This window comes from Terriglobus roseus, from assembly GCF_900102185.1.
In the GTDB taxonomy this organism is placed as follows: Bacteria; Acidobacteriota; Terriglobia; order Terriglobales; family Acidobacteriaceae; genus Terriglobus; species Terriglobus roseus_A.
In genome coordinates this window covers 1080103-1096381 of the sequence record NZ_LT629690.1, presented here as the reverse complement: position 1 = coordinate 1096381, position 16279 = coordinate 1080103, and the positions used below count along the sequence as shown (strand labels likewise).

The window sequence follows — 16279 nt, the reverse complement described above, 5'->3', positions numbered from 1 at the left end:
TACACTTGGGCTATTTCAGCACTTCACTTGGCCCCATGATTGGGATCAAAACGTGATTGAACAGTTGGTTGCCAACCCGTTTCATTTTGTGAGACCACAGGGATAGTCAAAGACGAGAGAAGAAATGTCGGATCACGGACGAGCTCAGAGAAAGACCAAGGTTTATCGGTTTGGCGATGCTGCTTCATACGTCCGACCTTTCTTGGAGGGATGCCCATTGTTAAGGACACATCCGCGGACTCGCCATCGCGTCCTATGGCCCAAAGGGACGCGGCCTCCGCGGCAGCAGCACGTCAGAGATCAACAAGAATCTTTCAGCGCGAGATATCAACCCCGACCTTTAATTAACGACCGTTCGACGCCATATTCCCGGAGTAACTCCGTGAATGCGTTTGAAAGAACGGTTGAATCCAGATTGATCTGCGAATCCGCATTGCATAGCGATATCCGCGATCGAGAGCCGAGAGTTTGCCATTAGATCTCTCGCCTTATCAACCCGGCGTTCAATCAACCACCGATACGGTGGCTTGCCGAAGGTCTGCTTAAAGGCTCTCGTGAAATGACTCACGGAAAGTGAGCATGTGTCTGCAATCTGCCGAAGGTCAATGTCTCCATCCAAATGAGCATCGAGGAACTCCGCCGCCCTCTTCACCTGCCGCGCTGTGAGGCCGCCTCGGACATGTGTTGCCACCGGTGGAATGCCGCCATAGGAAAAAGCCAGGTGACAATTCAGCGCGTGTAAAACATGGTCGACAAAAAACTTCGAAGCATGGTTCGGTTGCTGCAATGTCGAGACGAGAACTTGGCCCAGATTGTGCACGACAGAATCCATGCGTCCGAACGTCTGGCTTAGTCGATCCACTCGAGGGATCCGGTGAGAATAGGCTATCTCGTCGAGGGAGACCTGCGTTATCCGCACTATCAAAGTATCGAATGACCCAGGCAGGAAAATTCTCGGACGCTCTTCAAAAGGAATCACACTGACACCGCCAGCTGGATAAGACCCCGTCGATACTTTCTTGGCCGCCAGGAGTTGCTCGATAAAGGGTATTTCCGCCAACTGAAGCGCAAGCAGATAGTCATGTGCGGCCCCGTGTCCCTCCGTGACTTCCGGTAAACCTTCTCTGCTCCGGATTCTCCCGAACGTGGACGGGGCAAGTTGGGACACGCAGAGTTCCGCAGTGGGCATATCCCGGACATATAAGTCTTCTGCGAATCGCTCCCAGAAGGCTCGATCTTGAATAGGTAACTGCATGTCCTACGTATCTCTGCTCCATGATCCGATACTTACTTGGGATTATGGACTAGTTAGGCCGTTGCAATCACCTGTCGTACGAAGAACAAACGGTTGTTTTACAAGATGGTGACAATTCGAGACGTCGGTGGCCTGAGGCACAATGGAGCTGTCGACTTTCCAAGTAACGACGTGCCACGACGCTCTACCAATCAATTACGAGGAACCTATTTCGCAGCAGCCATGATTGTTTCGATTTTGATGTCAAGGTCTGTCGCTACTCGGAGAGCTTCGCTGTTACCGTACGGAGCAAGATGCGAAACCATAGTGTCGTATGAGATATGGATTCCATCGGCACGTTCATCAATCAGGATGGCCACGGGCGCATAGGAGCCGGCGTCGGGTACGTGTTTCACCATTTCCTTCATAATGAGCGGATTGCCTGCAACGATACGAAGAACTCTTGGAGTCTCCGTCCCATTCTCTTTTCGGATGACATCTCCAAGATCAAAACGCGCGAACTCCATAATTCCATTTGGTTCTCTATGTGACGTTCCAACGATGCCTCGAACGAGGCCTCTCTTCTGGCGTGACTCTAAGATAGTCGCCCCTTCAAAGATGAGCTTGATGACGTTGGAGCGATAACTTGGATTAGGACGATCCAAAGACCTCATGGACAGCATCCAGATAGGCAGTCCCGTGATCCATGTCAGGCTCCAGATAGCTACCCTCTGTCCACTCGTTCCATGAATTAAGCGTGACCAAACGCTTGCCTGCGGGTAGATGCTCCACTGCAAATTTCTTGGCTGAACGGAGAGCGTCTGCGAAAGCTTGCGGAGAGTTGTTTACGACTACCGATGTAAACGGATATCCGCTCACACGGAAATTATCGGTCTGGCATGTGCGAGGCGAGGCATCCCAGCCAACCGTTACATTCGGAAAGTACATGCAACCCAAGTCGTCAGAGGCCTTGTCGCGGTACTTTTCGTACTGTCGTCGCACGTCTTCGTATTCCGTTTGGAACTCTTGTGAGAGTTGGGCGTGGTGAATCCACACATATGAGGTAGTGCTGTCGATTCGCAATTGCTTGAGGAGTTGTGGCAAATTTTGTACTTCTGTTTCGCCCGGCAAAAGCTTCACACCCCAGGTGACTGCGTTGATATGGACGCCGGGAAAACCTGCAGCACGCGCCTTTTGTCGTAATGCATCCAGTGCCAGTGCCGCCTGTGAGACGCCACCCATCCCCTCGATAAATCGAAAGAGTTCGTAAATAGAAAAATAAGGTTCCCCATCCAGCTTGAGGTAGGAGGGATGTTGGAACAGTTGGACGACGCGCTCGCACATCGTGTCGAAGGCTTTGCGTGAAATCCCGCCGTGAAACTGCACCTTCCCAGGGCTATCGAGCTTGGCGGGATGCAAATCAATCCAGTCATGATTAGCCCACATCAGCGCGAATCGGACGTCGCGATTGTTTGGGGCCATCAGATAGCCCTTGCCCAACGCGCCGTTTAGGAATGGCCCATCCTCATACCAGTACCAGTCGAAGATCAGAGCGTCGACACCGTGTTGACTGGCTGCGTCAATCTTTTGTCGGAAGGCTTCTGGGGTGGCCTCATCAGCGTAGCCCCACTGAGGCACTTTTGGCTGATGATGACCAGCGAACCGCGGAGTAGCAGCCTTGACCAGATTCCACTCCGTCCACCCCTTGCCGTGAGCCTCCTCGTTCCGAGGGTCCACATGGAAATTTCCAAAGTAGTACGCCGCAGTGATGCAGGCATCTGCCTTCGGCGGCTTTATGGCGGCTTGACTTCCAATCAGTCCACCATGCAACAGCGTGGCGCCCGCCCTGGCAATGAATTCCCTACGATGCACAAAACTCCTTCGTTTGGCGCTTCTGTTTGATTCGTTTCAATACAGCGGTGCCACGGGAATGTGTGCCGGTTTCCTTGCCGTCCGTCTGAGGAGGCAAGGGTGAATAGAAACCTTCACCGCACATTGGGGCAGTTTCGTTTCGTCCTATGACGATTCCCACCCTCAGACAGGCACCTTCGTGCTGTCAACGTCCTGCCGGAACGGTGCAGGTGCGGTGCTGTATCATGGCTCCTCTGAAACGATTCAACGTCTGTCGGTGGCTGCCGAGAGATAGACGGGATTCGAGGTGAAGCGATGCTTGCCATAAACGAGATCGAAACCACCTGCGAACGGTCGCAGGGCGAACTGGAACACTCCTCTGAACAAATTGCGGAAACGTTAGATCAGATCCTCCGCAGCACGCGCTTCAAAGACAGCCAGCAATTGCAGACCTTGTTGCGATTCGTAGTCGAAGAGACAATTAAGGGAAATGACGAAAACCTCAAGGAGCGGATGATTGGGATCTACGTTTTCGGCCGCCGTCCCGATTACGACACGACCGAAGATCCTATCGTTCGCTCCCGTATGGGTTTGCTCCGAAAACGGCTTGCCCAGTACTACGAGGGTTCGGCTGCGGAGCAGTCCTCCGTCCAGATTGTGATTCCGAACGGTACATATCGTCCTGTGTTCGTGTCCCGGCCGATCACCAAGGGTAAGCGCACGCAGTCGCTTCTTGGCGGAACGAAGCCCGCCCCCATGTCCATTCCGGTGATTACGAACATCGTCCCGGCGATCGAAACACCACAGCCGACGATCGTGACGCCCGATTCTCCTCCCGCGGCCCTGTCGCCTTTCAGAAGATGGGTAGGCTTCAAAGCGGCGTCCATCGCCGCGGTGCTCGCCGTAGTTCTGGTGGGAGCATGGTGGTTCTTCCTGCGTCCCCAACAACAAGAAATGGATGCGCTGTGGGCACCGATCATAAAGGGAAAGCAGCCCGTCTATATCTACACCGGGACCATGCCAGTCTATGAACCGGAATCTCCGGCTGACGAAGCTTCCTCCCCCGCAGACCTCTATTGGCCTATACGCGTACCAGAGCCTCCCACAGCCGATTTGCCGAAAATGGGCCCCAATCAGGTCTTCTCGTATGGCGAAGGTATGCTCACCGGTTCGGTGTACGCCGATATCCGAGTCTCCGCATTTCTAAGCAAGTACAACCGAACTCCGGTGATGCGATCCGGTCCTGACCTCCCCTACATGGACCTGAAAGGATCGCCGCTCATTCTGATCGGATCCTTTGATAACTACTGGACGCGAGTTATGAATGAGAGTCTGCCGTTTTATTTCGATCGGGGCTTTGGAATCCGCGAACGAGCAGGCGCTCACCGGCGGTGGCATAACCCTCTGAAGGCAGAGATGACGCCACGCATGATGGATGACTACGCTCTTGTATTCCGGGTGATGGACTCAAAGGCTGGAGCTCCGGTGCTGGCCATTGCCGGCCTTTCCACCTGCGGAACACACGCGGTCGCAGACTTCGTCACAGATCCCGTACAGATGAAGGCTTTATCCGGTATCCCCAAGTCAGACCTTCTAAGCAAGAACATCGAACTGGTCCTCCACACCTCATTGGTAAATTGCGCTCCCACTTCAGTCCAAGTGATTGCCAGCAAAGTCTGGTAGCTGTCGCAGTCTTTGACACTGGGCAGCACCACCTTCTCGAAACGTAATTTCACGTCCGCGATTGGCCTACGCCTGCGGTCACGCCGAAGCATGCCTTGCCCCGTAAGGTACTGACGAATATAGAGGACACGTCCGTACAGCACCGTACCTACACCACACCTGCTGAATATTGACAGTCGATTCGGACGGACCTTAGAGCTTGCCGAAGCAATAAAAAAGGTCTTTCACAGTTGCTGTGATTTGGAGGTAAAGATGCGACCCTGGTTCATTTCAGAAGTGATGCGGCCGGTAGCGGACGGCGAAAAGAAAATGGCACAGATGCGGTGTGCGGAACAGCGAAGAGTGGCGGCACTTGCCAGTTTTGTTTTTCCAGCTCTGGTTTCAGCATGCGTTCTGGTAATTCCCCAGCGACAGGCATACGCACAGACCAACCTCGCTACCCTCTCAGGAGCCGTAACGGACGCCTCGGGCGCTGCGATGCCAAACGTTCCCGTCAGCATTCAAAATGTGGAAACCACCGCAACACGCGTAGTGACGACTGACGCAAACGGCTTCTATACCGCCCCCTCGTTAACTGTCGGCTCGTACCGCGTAACGGTCGCCGTACAGGGGTTCTCCAAAACGGTGCTTCCGGCTTCGCTGACCCTGGGTGGCCTCAACCTGGACGTTCACCTGAAGGTTGGCAACGTTTCGGACGAGGTCACAGTAACCAGTTCCTCAGGATCGGTCGCTCTGCAGACAGACAGCCATGAGTTGGCTACCTCCGTGGACAGCGTGCAGTTAACCACGCTTCCCAATGGTGGACGCAGTATTCTCAGCATCGCCACATTGGGACCAGCTTCTCAGGCCGGCACGGACGCTTCCACATCAGCCGGTGACCAGAGCTTCTATAGCCAGACAAGCAACGCAGTCATCCTCTCCGGCTTGGGCCCGAACCAGACGCAGTTTCTTCAAGACGGTATCGATAACACCAACCTTCTTACCCAGACGGCAAACATACTTGCGTCCGTAGAGGCAGCGAAAGAAGTCAACACGCTTTACAGCAACGCTCCTGCCATCTTCCGGCAACCTGCCGTGGTCAACGTCATCACAAAGAGCGGCTCCAACAAGTTCCATGGCACCGTGTACGACTTCCTGCAGAACGACGCAGCGAACGCAAAGAACTGGTTTGCGACCACCAAAGCACCACTGCGCTACAACCTCTTCGGCGGCAACATCGGTGGCCCCATCTATCGCAACAAGATCTTCGGCTTCTTCGACTACTCCGGTCTGCGCAGCCACTCCTCGGGCCTCTCACAGAATCGCGTTCCTACATTGGCAGAGCGCGGCGGGGACTTCTCGGCTGATCCGACCATTTACGATCCCTCGACCTACAACGCGGCAACCGGAACCTCCAACCCATTTCCGGGTAACAAAATTCCTACGATCAGCGCGTTCGCGCAACAGTGGCTGCAAAACTATCCGCTGCCGAACGCCCCGCTCGTGAACAACATCAACTATCGGATCAATCTGCCGTCGAGCAGCAACTATGACGAGTACCTTGCTCGAGGCGACTGGAACATTTCACAGAAGAACCAGCTCTTCGGCACGGTCGCTCGTAACAGCCACTCGGGCGGTGGAACCACCATCACTCCCGGCCTGTTTGGTATCAGCGTTCCCCTCACAGGCACGAACGCTTCCATCACAGACACGCAGATTTTCAACGATCGCATCGTCAACGCGTTCAGAGTCGGCTACAACCGCAGCAATCTGTTCCGCACACAGCAAGGAACAGGTGCAAAAAACTACGCCGCGTTCTACGGACTAAACAACCTCAATCCTCTACTGGAGCAATCGACACCGCCCGCAATTGCAGTGTCAAACTACACCTCGCTCGGCGATCCATACTCTCCGCAGGGCGCCATCCAGAACCGGTATCAGCTCACAGACCAGGTCACCTGGACACACGGAAATCACACCATCAGCTTCGGTGGCGAATTCATCCGTGTTCAGTTCAATGGTGATTGGGTCGTCACGAACAATGGCAACTACACCTTCGACGGAACAGCAACATCGCAGTACGTCGCTGGCAAGCGCAGCGCATCGGATCAAGGCAATGCGCTAGCTGATCTAGAACTTGGATTCCCTGTCAGAGGCAGCGGTCTGACTGGCAACTCAGCCGGGGCGTTCCGCGAATTCGACGTCTCCGGATTCGTTCAGGATGACTGGCGAGCTTCACCACGCCTCACGCTGAACTTCGGTCTGCGCTACGACTACATCAACCCGCCCACGGACAAGAACGGTCGTGGTGCTCTCTATTTGCTTGCAACAAACTCCAATCGATCCGGAGCTTGGAACGCGAACTATAACGATTGGGGACCGCGCGTGGGCTTCTCGTACAAAGCCTCAGATCACACTGCCATCCGCGGTGGCTATGGCATTTACTACGCGCCCATCCTCTACAACAACCTGCAGTTCATGCTGCTCTACTCTCCCAACGTGGTGGCACAGAGCTATAGCCTGAACATTCAATCGCCGGTAAACATTCAGAACTTATTCATCGCCAACCCGCCGTCAGTTCCAGGCCAGGGTGGTTACTCCATCACCCCCACGCTCAAAGACACGTCCACCCAACAATGGAACCTGAACGTAGAACGCACGCTTGGAAGCAGCACGATGCTCACGGTGCAGTACCTCGGCAACGTGACTCGCCACCAATCTGCACGCGCTGATCTGAATCAGCCAATCGCGCTCTCTGCAGGAAATACGTCCGGCAAACTTGATGTCCGTCCCTACCCCAACGGAGGTCCCATCGACGGCCAACTCAATGCTTACAGCGCAAACTACCACGCGTTAGGTGTGAAGCTTGATCGCAGACTTTCCAGAGACTTCCAGCTTCTGGTCGCCTATACGTTCCAGAAGGCATTGAACAGCATCGATGGCGACAACAGCGATATCCAGTCGATCTATCATCCAGAGCTAACCTATGGCCCCGCCAGCTTCAATCGGAAAAACGACATTAACATCAGTCCGATCTATTACCTTCCGTTCGGTCCTGGCAAACGCTTCCTGAACTCAAACAACATCATTAATCGCGAGATCATTGGCGGTTGGGAGCTCGCAGGCCTCCAGTACTTCGCATCGGGCCAGCCAATCACCGTAACCGCAAACAACAACGCGGATACCAGTCCTTACCATTCCGTTTACGCGAACCTAACCTGCAATCCCATGCAAGGATTTCATCGCACACGATTCAACATCTTCAATCCAGCATGCTTCGCGCAACCTGCAGCCGGCCAGTACGGCACAACGCGTTCCGTAGGATGGCAGCCCTGGATTTTCCAAACGAATCTTTCCGTCATCAAGAACTTCCAGATCATTGGAGAACACCAGCTTCAGTTCCGCGGAGAAGCATTTAACCTGTTCAACCATCCACTCTTCAGCGCAGGCGGTGGCGGCATCACCTCACCAACTCTGGGCGTAGCAACATCGCAGACCAACAGCCCTCGATCAATGCAGTTCGCACTCAGATACTCCTTCTGACATGGCCGCATGTGCACGGAAGAAATGTGCAGCAGAGTGAACCATCAAAAGTCGGTATGACCGGATCATCGTGCATCGATTGCCTGGTCATACCGACGATGGCTTCGTCGGCGCACGACGCGACGAGTACGGCCTCCCGGAAAGCTCTCTCAGTTCACTCATGAATTTCGAATTCACATAATTTGCCTGAGGCGTAAGATGATTTGGCGCTTGTGAGCATGCGGATAATTGCAACCGTATCGCAACGTTAGGCGCATCCATCCCAGGAGAGTCTGTGAAGAGACGACAGTTTTTGACTGCATCACTTGCGGCTTCGGCGGTCGTGTGGACAGCGCCTGCTTTTGCCCTTATTTCATCCAGCACACCTCGAGGTAATTATGAATTCAATCGCACGATCTCGCGCGAGGTGTTGGAGAACTACCTCTCGCGAGCCATCACGATGCAGGGCTTGCTGAGCGCTGTTGGCAACACGCAGGACAACATCCGCATGTTGAAGCACATTGGCGCTCGATACATGGGTCGGAGTATCTGCTTGTGGGGCGGCGAATCCAAACTTCTGGCGAACTTTGAGTTGGCCCGCAAGCAAATGGCGCTGGTGCGCGCCATCTCCCCAGATGCCATCTTTGAGGCATGCATCTTTGAGATCGTCTCCACGGAAGTAGAGCAGGTGCCAGTGCCTGACTGGACCTTCACCGCGCTGGGCCTGCCTGTTGAGAAGAGAAACTTCCGCTATGAAGCGATCCTCTACCCACCATCGCAGCGCAGCCGCAATTGGAGCTCAACCGCCAGCGTGCCCGATGTCAGCCAGACAGAAACACAGCTCTGGTTCTACTTCCTTGCGAGGTCATACATCGACCTGGGATTTGAGGGGATTCACTGGGGGCAGATGGAGATCATGAACTATAACGATCCTCATCTGGACCACTATGCCCGGATCTTTGCACTAGTGCGCGCTTACGCCGCACAGCATGCACGTCGTGGCATGGTGCTGTGCAATGCGCATACACCTGGTGGTGGCCTGGTGCGGAACGGTGAGCTTCTGCTCGACTTTCACGCAATGCCTCTGCGTCTCAAGGAGAATCCTGACAAAGCTCAGGATGCGACTCTGGAGGTAGGCTTCGCCGAAAGCATTTATCTGCATAGCAAGGGTGGGCGCACTTACAGCGGCTGGACGTGTGAACACCTGCCGTACCTGGTTGAGCTCGACAACTGGGGCGTCTCTAAGTATCCGGGCCAACCTCGACAGACGGCTGGCCGAGCGGTCAAGGGAGCCTCTTGGCTCTGGGGATACGACGAGATCTCCTGGTATGCAAACCAGAGTGATGCCTACCGCGCGCAGTGGCTGCGTTATGCCTATAACTGGGTGAGAAAAACAGACCCCAGCGGCTTCGTAGAGATGCCTGGCTCACGAGGAGTAGTCTTACCGCTCGGCCACCGGACTTGGTATTTCGCCAACAACCCCAGCCCGGCTGTCCCAGAGGGCTCGGGAGACGAAAACATCATTTACTCCATCTGGCAATCGGATAAGCACAACACAGTCTGAAGGCCCATTGTGCAGGCGCTTGGACACTACACTTTCTCGCTACGGAAAACCTGTTATGACATCGTTGGATCGCCGCAATTTTCTTAGACTTGGCGCCGCTAGTCTTGCTGCCGCCACCATACCGGCACTTGCTCAATCAACCAGCACAGACCTGCCGAAACTTGGTGTTGTTGCGAAAGTAGTAGGCAAAGGTACTGTCGAAGAGACCATCAAGCACGTGAACGAATTGGGGTTCACTACCTGCCAGATTTACCTTGACGCTCTTAACCTTGGCCAGGTGAAACCATTGCAGGCCGCGCTAAAAAAGTATGGCGTCACGGTGTCTGCGATAAGTGAGCATAATCCCGGGCCACGCGTGTTTGACTTTGACCGAGGCCCCTCCACTATCGGTCTCGTCCCATCGGAATATCGTAGGGAACGTATCGCCGCCCTCAAGCTCGCAGCAGATTTCGCGAATGCCTGCGACGTGGATGCAATCCATTCACACCTTGGCTTTATCCCGGAAGAGCCAACAAGTCCAGCGTATGAAGCCGCTGTCGCTGCAATTCGAGAGGTCGCAGAGTACTGCAAGCCAAAGGGCGTAATGCTGCTCGCCGAGACGGGTGAAGAAACTCCAATTACTCTTCTGCGCACGATTCAGGACGTGGGGACGGGAAACTTCTTCGTCAATCTGGATACAGCCAATCTGATCCTATATGGCAAAGGCAACCCGGTAGATGCGATGGATGTGTTCGGGAAATATGTCCGTGGAACGCATATGAAAGATGGCCTCTTCCCTACTAACCCACACAAGCTGGGTGAAGAAGTAGCAATCGGAAAAGGCAGAGTCGACTTTCCGGAACTGTTCCGACGACTTCACGCAGTAAATTACAGGCGCACGATCACCATTGAGCGCGAGATTTCAGGCCCACAGCAGACGGCTGACATTCTGGCTTCGAAGGTGTACTTACAGCGTCTTATCGAAACAAACTACGGTAAGGGATAAATAACCCTTCACCCATACTCCAAATATGAAGATCGTCTGACTTAGGCGAGCTGTTCGCCGCGTATTACAACCTCTTCCACCTGCAACGACGTATCTCCCCGCTTCCAACGGAAGAGAAGTAGATCAGCAGGTGCACCTACAACAATGCGACCAGCTTTAAGACCGAGTGCGTCTGCCGGATTGCTCGTTGCCATACGAATCGCTTGGCCGAGCGTACAACCGCTCATGGTGGACATACGACCAACTGCGTCTTTCAACATGATCCTGGAACCTGCAAGCAATCCCCCCTCGCGCATGCGAATGGTGCCATCAGCGTGAACAGTAACCTCTCCACCGATGTGCGAGTGGTAGTGCCCCGGAGTAACTCCTCCAAGAGCAACAGAATCCGATACAAGTATTGAGCGTTCGACTCCCTTGGCCCGCAGCATGACACGGAGCGTATCCGTAGGCAGATGCGCACCATCGACAATGAATGCTGCGGTAAGACGATCCTCCGCAAGCTGCGTGAAGATGGGATTGTTATGACGTGGCAACACTGCTGCTAGGCCATTGCCAAGGTGCGTCGAAAGCGTTGCTCCAGCATCTACAGCATGATGAATCTGGTCTGGTGATGCATCCGTATGACCAAGTGAGACGACAACACCACGCTCATGGAGAGCACGAATAAACTCCTCTACGCCGGGCCAATGCGGAGATAGCGTAACTAAACCGATCAGCCCATCAGCCGCAGACTGCAGTACGTCAAACTCTTCAAGAGAAGGGGGGCGTACATCCGCAACAGGATGCGCTCCACGATAGCCATCTTCCGGAGAGATATAAGGACCTTCCACATGGATACATGGGATAGCGCGCGCGACGTCGCTGTTCCCTGCGCACGCATTCGCAATCGCTCGCAGCCTTGACGACATGGATGCAATATCAGCGGTAATAATCGTCGGCAAGAACGTCGTGGTTCCGGCGACTTCCAGCATACGTGTAATGGCCGCAACGTCGCAGCCATCCGCATTCAAATCAATGCCACCATAGCCATTCACTTGCAGATCGACCAACCCAGCTGCCAGCCACAGATCACCTGACGGTTCCAACCATGGGCGCACCGCGGTGATAGCGCCACCATCCACTTCAACTTCCAGGTGTTGCAACGTGATGGGATCTCGACCGCGGTAGCAATGCATCTTAGTTAATCAATCCTTCTTCAATAATCCTGCAGCGGATTGAACATCCAAATACAGGGTGCAACCCGTGTGTTCACGCAGAATCGATGCGGGCGAACTGGTATCAATCGGCCCTGTAAACGCCCGAGTTACAGCGGCGGTTTTCAAAGCCCCTGGCACACAGCAGAAGAGCTTACGCGCACGAAGAAGCCTCGGAATGGAGAGAGTCACAGCAAACTTGGGAACATCCTCTAGGGTTGGGAACAGACCTTCCTCAACTTGCTGCACACGGCTCATCTGTTCAAGCTCCACCACGCGCACATCGTTTGGCTCTTCAAAATCCGCAGGTGGGTCGTTGAACGCAATATGGCCATTCATACCAATGCCAAGGCAAACAATGTCAATAGGCGACTCTGCAAGCAGCGCCGCATACTCCTTCGCCACAAACTCCGGACCATCACCGGGCTCAATCAAATGGACACCGCCGAGCGGTACGTGATCGAAAAACTCGCGCTTCAACCACTCTCCAAAGCGCTGCTTTGCTCCGAGTGGCAAGCCTACGTACTCATCCATGTGAAATGCGTCTACGCGTGACCATTCGATGTTGGTTTCGCTCGCAAGTGCATGCAGCATCTCACTCTGGCTCGGAGCAGCAGCAAAGATCATACGTACCTTCGGCTGCACAGCCAGAAGGGCGCGTAATTCCTTCGCCACATCCGATGCGGCCAGCTCTCCCAGTTCCTTGGGATTGGTGAGGACATGAATGTTGCAGCTAAACGTTGAGGTCGCGATTGTCATAGTGTCTTCAATACCGGCTAACGAAGTTCCAGCAGGAGTGCGGCTGCGCGTGGGTTGTCATTCGGCCTGATCAAGCCGCTCAGGATATACACAATTAAAGAAACAACCACCGGCCCCCCGATCGATAACACTAAGCTACCCGAGCGTCCATTCACACTGGATGGCGCGAACAATCGAAGCGCAGCAAACGTAGCCACTCCGGATAGCCATGACGAAATCGCAGAGAACGCCCCACAGCGTTTGAACACCGGAAGCATTCCCAGCAGCATGGGGACAGCTACGGGACCAACCAATGCACCATACCAGAGCAAGATTAGTCCAAGCACTCCGCCCATGTGATTGGCGAGAAGTGCAATGATCATGCTGCCTGCCAGGAAACTGAACGTACAGATGCGGCCTGCGGTGAGTTGCTTCGTTTCGTTGTCGAGCCATGCCTTAGGAACCACCGAAGGAGCAATGTCTCGAACAACGACCGCCGAGACTGCATTTGCATCCGAAGATGTCATCGCCATGGAATGTGCGAACAGCCCTGCCAGTACAAGCCCAACAAGGCCCTGCGGAAGCAGTCTCTGCGCAAGGATGGCATAGCTGTCTTCAGGATGTGCCGCGCCGGGCAATAGCAGCGGCGCAGCCCACATGGGATAGAACAGCACCAACGGCCACACAAGATAAAGTGAGGCTGAAAGCAACGCGGACCGGCGCGCGGAAGTAGCATCCGGCGATGCCATAAAGCGTTGTGCAAGACTCCAGGTTCCGCCGTTATACGAGAGCAGGTTCACCAACAGAAAGGTCAGCGCAAACCCCGGGGTGTACTGTCCATGAAAGAGCTGCCGGTGCGATGCAGGCAGGCTATGCCATATCCCTGTAATGGCACCCACGCCGCCCAGATGCCGCATCACCACCACAAACATGCTGATCCCAGAAATCAACTGGATCACGAATTGACTCAGATCTGTCGCCGCATCTGCCCACAGGCCACCTATAACCGAATAGACCAAGGTGACCCCACCAATAAGCAATACACCCCACACAAGGTCGACGTTGGCAAACATGTGGAGGAGAAGTGCAGACGCCGTCCACTTAGCCCCTACATCAAAAATCTTGAGCAGTGATCCACTGCACGCCAGGCATAGCTTCGTTCCATGCCCATAGCGAGCGGTCAGATATTCAAGCGGCGAGATCATGCCCGTGTGCAACCGCAGACGAACCCATCGGGTGGCGAACACACTCGATCCAATAACTAGCGCAAGCGCAATGGAACATGCCCACCAGATATAAAGGCTGAATCCTTCGGTATAAGCAAGGGCCGCATATCCCACAAACACGGCCGCACTATATCCCGACATGTGATGCGAGATGCCAGACAACCACCACGGCATCTTTCCCCCCGCGGTAAAGAAGTCCCGAGCGTTCTTTACGCGGCTGCGGATGGCGATGCCAACGGCCAACATCAGCACGAAGTAGAGACCAAGTGTGATCCAGTCAAGTGTCTTCAATTAAGGCGTCGCAATCCTGTGTCGTCATCCATACTACTGATGTCTCACCCCACATCAGCGCACAGCAAATCTCAAAAAAGGAAAGAAGCTGTCACTAGTAACCATGAAGGCTGAAGTGCTTTGTATGCAGGCATGGCGTTTGAGTTCTGGCGCCCTTACTTCACCCTAAACAGTATTTGCGCTTCCGAACCAAACCAATCACCATTAGGATTATCGTCACGAGGTCACCGAGTGCGGGTCTGGAATTCTTTTCTGATTGGGTTAAGCGCCTTACTGCCACTGATCAATCCGCTCGGGTCGGCCCTGGTCTTTCTTGGTCTTGTGGGAGATGTCCCGTCTGTCGACTTCAAGGCGCTTGCGCGGAAGATCGCGATCAACAACGTCATCTTCCTGGGAATCTTCGAACTGCTTGGTTCGGCCATTCTTAACTTCTTTGGTATCTCACTGCCGATCGTTCAGGTCTCCGGAGGCGTCGTCATCGCCGCAATCGGTTGGTCAGTGTTGAACGAACAGGACTCGCAGGCCACAACGAACAGCAAACGCGAGGAAGCGCAATTAACGGCTGGCCATGCAATGGTCGATCTTCACGAGAAGGCGTTTTACCCTTTCACCTTCCCCGTAACGTCCGGCCCTGGAACCCTTGTCGTCCTGCTGACTCTCAGCGCCCGATTCTCAACGGGTGACAGAAGCGTCATGGTGTTGAGACACATCGGTCTATTCATCGCCATTGTTGTATTGAGCGCGGCGGTCTACTTTTGCTACGCCTACGCATCCAAGATCACAAAAGCCATCTCCCCCTCCACGGCTCACGGCATTCTTCGCGTCATTGCCTTCATCCTGCTGTGCATTGGCGTTCAAATCGCATGGAACGGCCTTTCGACGCTTTTGTTGTCGGTGCTGCATCATTAATCGCAGCGCTGCCTCTCGTCGGTGATGAATCCTTGAGGGCGATCAGGCATCTTTCCATGTAGAACCATCTGCGGAGTCAGCATGAAAAAGATCGGCTTTCTTTCCTTTGGCCACTGGACGCCTTCCCCTCAGTCCCAAACGCGTTCCGCTGCGGATGTTCTGCTGCAATCCATTGATCTGGCGGTGGAAGCCGAGCGCATCGGCATAGATGGCGCCTACTTCCGCGTGCATCACTTCGCGCGACAACTCTCCTCGCCTTTCCCTCTCCTTGCAGCGATCGGAGCGCGCACGCGCACCATTGAAATCGGCGCCGGCGTCATCGACATGCGCTATGAGAATCCGCATTACATGTTCGAGGATGCAGGATCAGCCGATCTCATCTCCGGGTCACGCCTTCAGTTAGGCATCAGCCGCGGATCCCCGGAACAGGTGATCGATGGTTGGCGCTCCTTTGGTTATCAGCCGAAGGAAGGCGAAGATGATGCCGCCATGGGACGCCGTCACACCGAAGTCTTTCTGCAGCTTTTGCGCGGAGAGGGTTTCGCTCGTCCCAATCCGCGCCCCATGTTCCCCAATCCTCCAGGACTTCTGCGGCTCGAACCCTTCTCTCAAACGCTGCATGAACGCATCTGGTGGGGAGCCGCCACAAACGCCACAGCCGTATGGGCAGCCAAGCTCGGGATGAATCTGCAAAGCTCAACCCTGAAGTTCGATGAAACAGGCGAGCCGTTCCACATCCAGCAGGCAAAGCAGATTCGTGCATACCGCGAGGCGTGGAAACAGGCCGGACATACTCGCACACCGCGCGTCTCCGTCAGCCGCAGCATCTTTGCTTTGATCAACGATATGGATCGCGCCTACTTCGGGCACGACAGCAATTCGCAGGACAAGATCGGCTTTCTGGACGCATCCACCCGCGCGGTGTTTGGCCGCAGCTACGCAGCCGAACCCGAAAAGCTGGTGGAACAATTACGTCAGGATGAAGCGATCGCAGAGGCCGATACGTTGCTGCTCACTGTGCCGAATCAGCTTGGCGTGGAATACAACGTACACGTAATGGAATCGATTCTTACGCACGTAGCGCCTGCACTCGGCTGGCGATAG

General features: G+C 54.5%; 12 protein-coding genes. 6 read left to right on the top strand and 6 right to left on the bottom strand.

Features of this window, described 5'->3' with window-relative positions; translation table 11 throughout:
* Positions 1-340: 340 nt before the first annotated feature.
* The 3 genes from BLT38_RS04625 to BLT38_RS04615 all read right to left on the bottom strand — a co-directional run bounded on the left by BLT38_RS04625 (position 341) and on the right by BLT38_RS04615 (position 3106).
* Positions 341-1255 carry a helix-turn-helix transcriptional regulator gene (locus BLT38_RS04625; RefSeq protein WP_083344140.1) on the bottom strand — a complete coding sequence of 305 codons (915 nt, stop codon included), beginning with the start codon at positions 1253-1255 and terminating at the stop codon, positions 341-343.
* Positions 1256-1461: 206 nt separating this feature from the next.
* A complete protein-coding gene (locus BLT38_RS04620) occupies positions 1462-1908 on the bottom strand; it encodes a DUF302 domain-containing protein (protein WP_231966742.1) in 447 nt (148 codons plus the stop codon).
* Positions 1886-3106, bottom strand: a complete 1221-nt coding sequence (locus BLT38_RS04615) for a glycoside hydrolase family 99-like domain-containing protein (RefSeq protein WP_083344138.1) — start codon at positions 3104-3106, stop codon at positions 1886-1888. The genes BLT38_RS04620 and BLT38_RS04615 overlap by 23 nt, the downstream gene beginning before the upstream one ends.
* A gap of 294 nt (positions 3107-3400) precedes the next feature.
* Here BLT38_RS04615 and BLT38_RS04610 point away from each other — a divergent pair, with 294 nt between their 5' ends.
* From BLT38_RS04610 to BLT38_RS04595, 4 genes are all read left to right on the top strand, one after another.
* Entirely contained in the window at positions 3401-4768 is a 1368-nt protein-coding gene (locus tag BLT38_RS04610) for a hypothetical protein (protein ID WP_083344137.1), read from the top strand.
* Between the two features lie 252 nt (positions 4769-5020).
* Complete coding sequence (locus BLT38_RS04605; RefSeq protein WP_083344136.1) at positions 5021-8290, top strand: TonB-dependent receptor; 3270 nt, start codon at positions 5021-5023, stop codon at positions 8288-8290.
* 274 nt (positions 8291-8564) lie between these two features.
* On the top strand, positions 8565-9833 hold the full coding sequence (locus BLT38_RS04600) for a hypothetical protein (protein ID WP_172838144.1): 1269 nt from the start codon (positions 8565-8567) through the stop codon (positions 9831-9833).
* A 55-nt stretch (positions 9834-9888) separates the two neighbouring features.
* Complete coding sequence (locus BLT38_RS04595) at positions 9889-10818, top strand: sugar phosphate isomerase/epimerase family protein (RefSeq protein WP_083344134.1); 930 nt, start codon at positions 9889-9891, stop codon at positions 10816-10818.
* 41 nt (positions 10819-10859) lie between these two features.
* Here BLT38_RS04595 and BLT38_RS04590 read toward each other — a convergent pair whose 3' ends face one another.
* From BLT38_RS04590 to BLT38_RS04580, 3 genes are read right to left on the bottom strand one after another with little or no spacing between them, the layout of a single operon-like run.
* Entirely contained in the window at positions 10860-11993 is a 1134-nt protein-coding gene (locus tag BLT38_RS04590; RefSeq protein ID WP_083344133.1) for an N-acetylglucosamine-6-phosphate deacetylase, read from the bottom strand.
* Between the two features lie 9 nt (positions 11994-12002).
* A complete protein-coding gene (locus tag BLT38_RS04585) occupies positions 12003-12770 on the bottom strand; it encodes a 6-phosphogluconolactonase (RefSeq protein ID WP_083344132.1) in 768 nt (255 codons plus the stop codon).
* 17 nt (positions 12771-12787) lie between these two features.
* Positions 12788-14266 (bottom strand): sodium:solute symporter family protein, encoded by a 1479-nt coding sequence (locus tag BLT38_RS04580; protein WP_083344131.1) that lies wholly within the window; start codon positions 14264-14266, stop codon positions 12788-12790.
* Positions 14267-14497: 231 nt separating this feature from the next.
* On the opposite strand from BLT38_RS04580, the gene BLT38_RS04575 reads away from it, so the two are divergent.
* Both BLT38_RS04575 and BLT38_RS04570 read left to right on the top strand, forming a co-directional pair.
* The gene (locus BLT38_RS04575; protein ID WP_083344130.1) at positions 14498-15175 is read left to right on the top strand and encodes a MarC family protein; all 678 of its coding nucleotides are present in this window, start codon (positions 14498-14500) and stop codon (positions 15173-15175) included.
* A gap of 81 nt (positions 15176-15256) precedes the next feature.
* Positions 15257-16279, top strand: coding sequence for an LLM class flavin-dependent oxidoreductase (locus tag BLT38_RS04570; RefSeq protein ID WP_083344129.1), 1023 nt, complete (start codon positions 15257-15259; stop codon positions 16277-16279).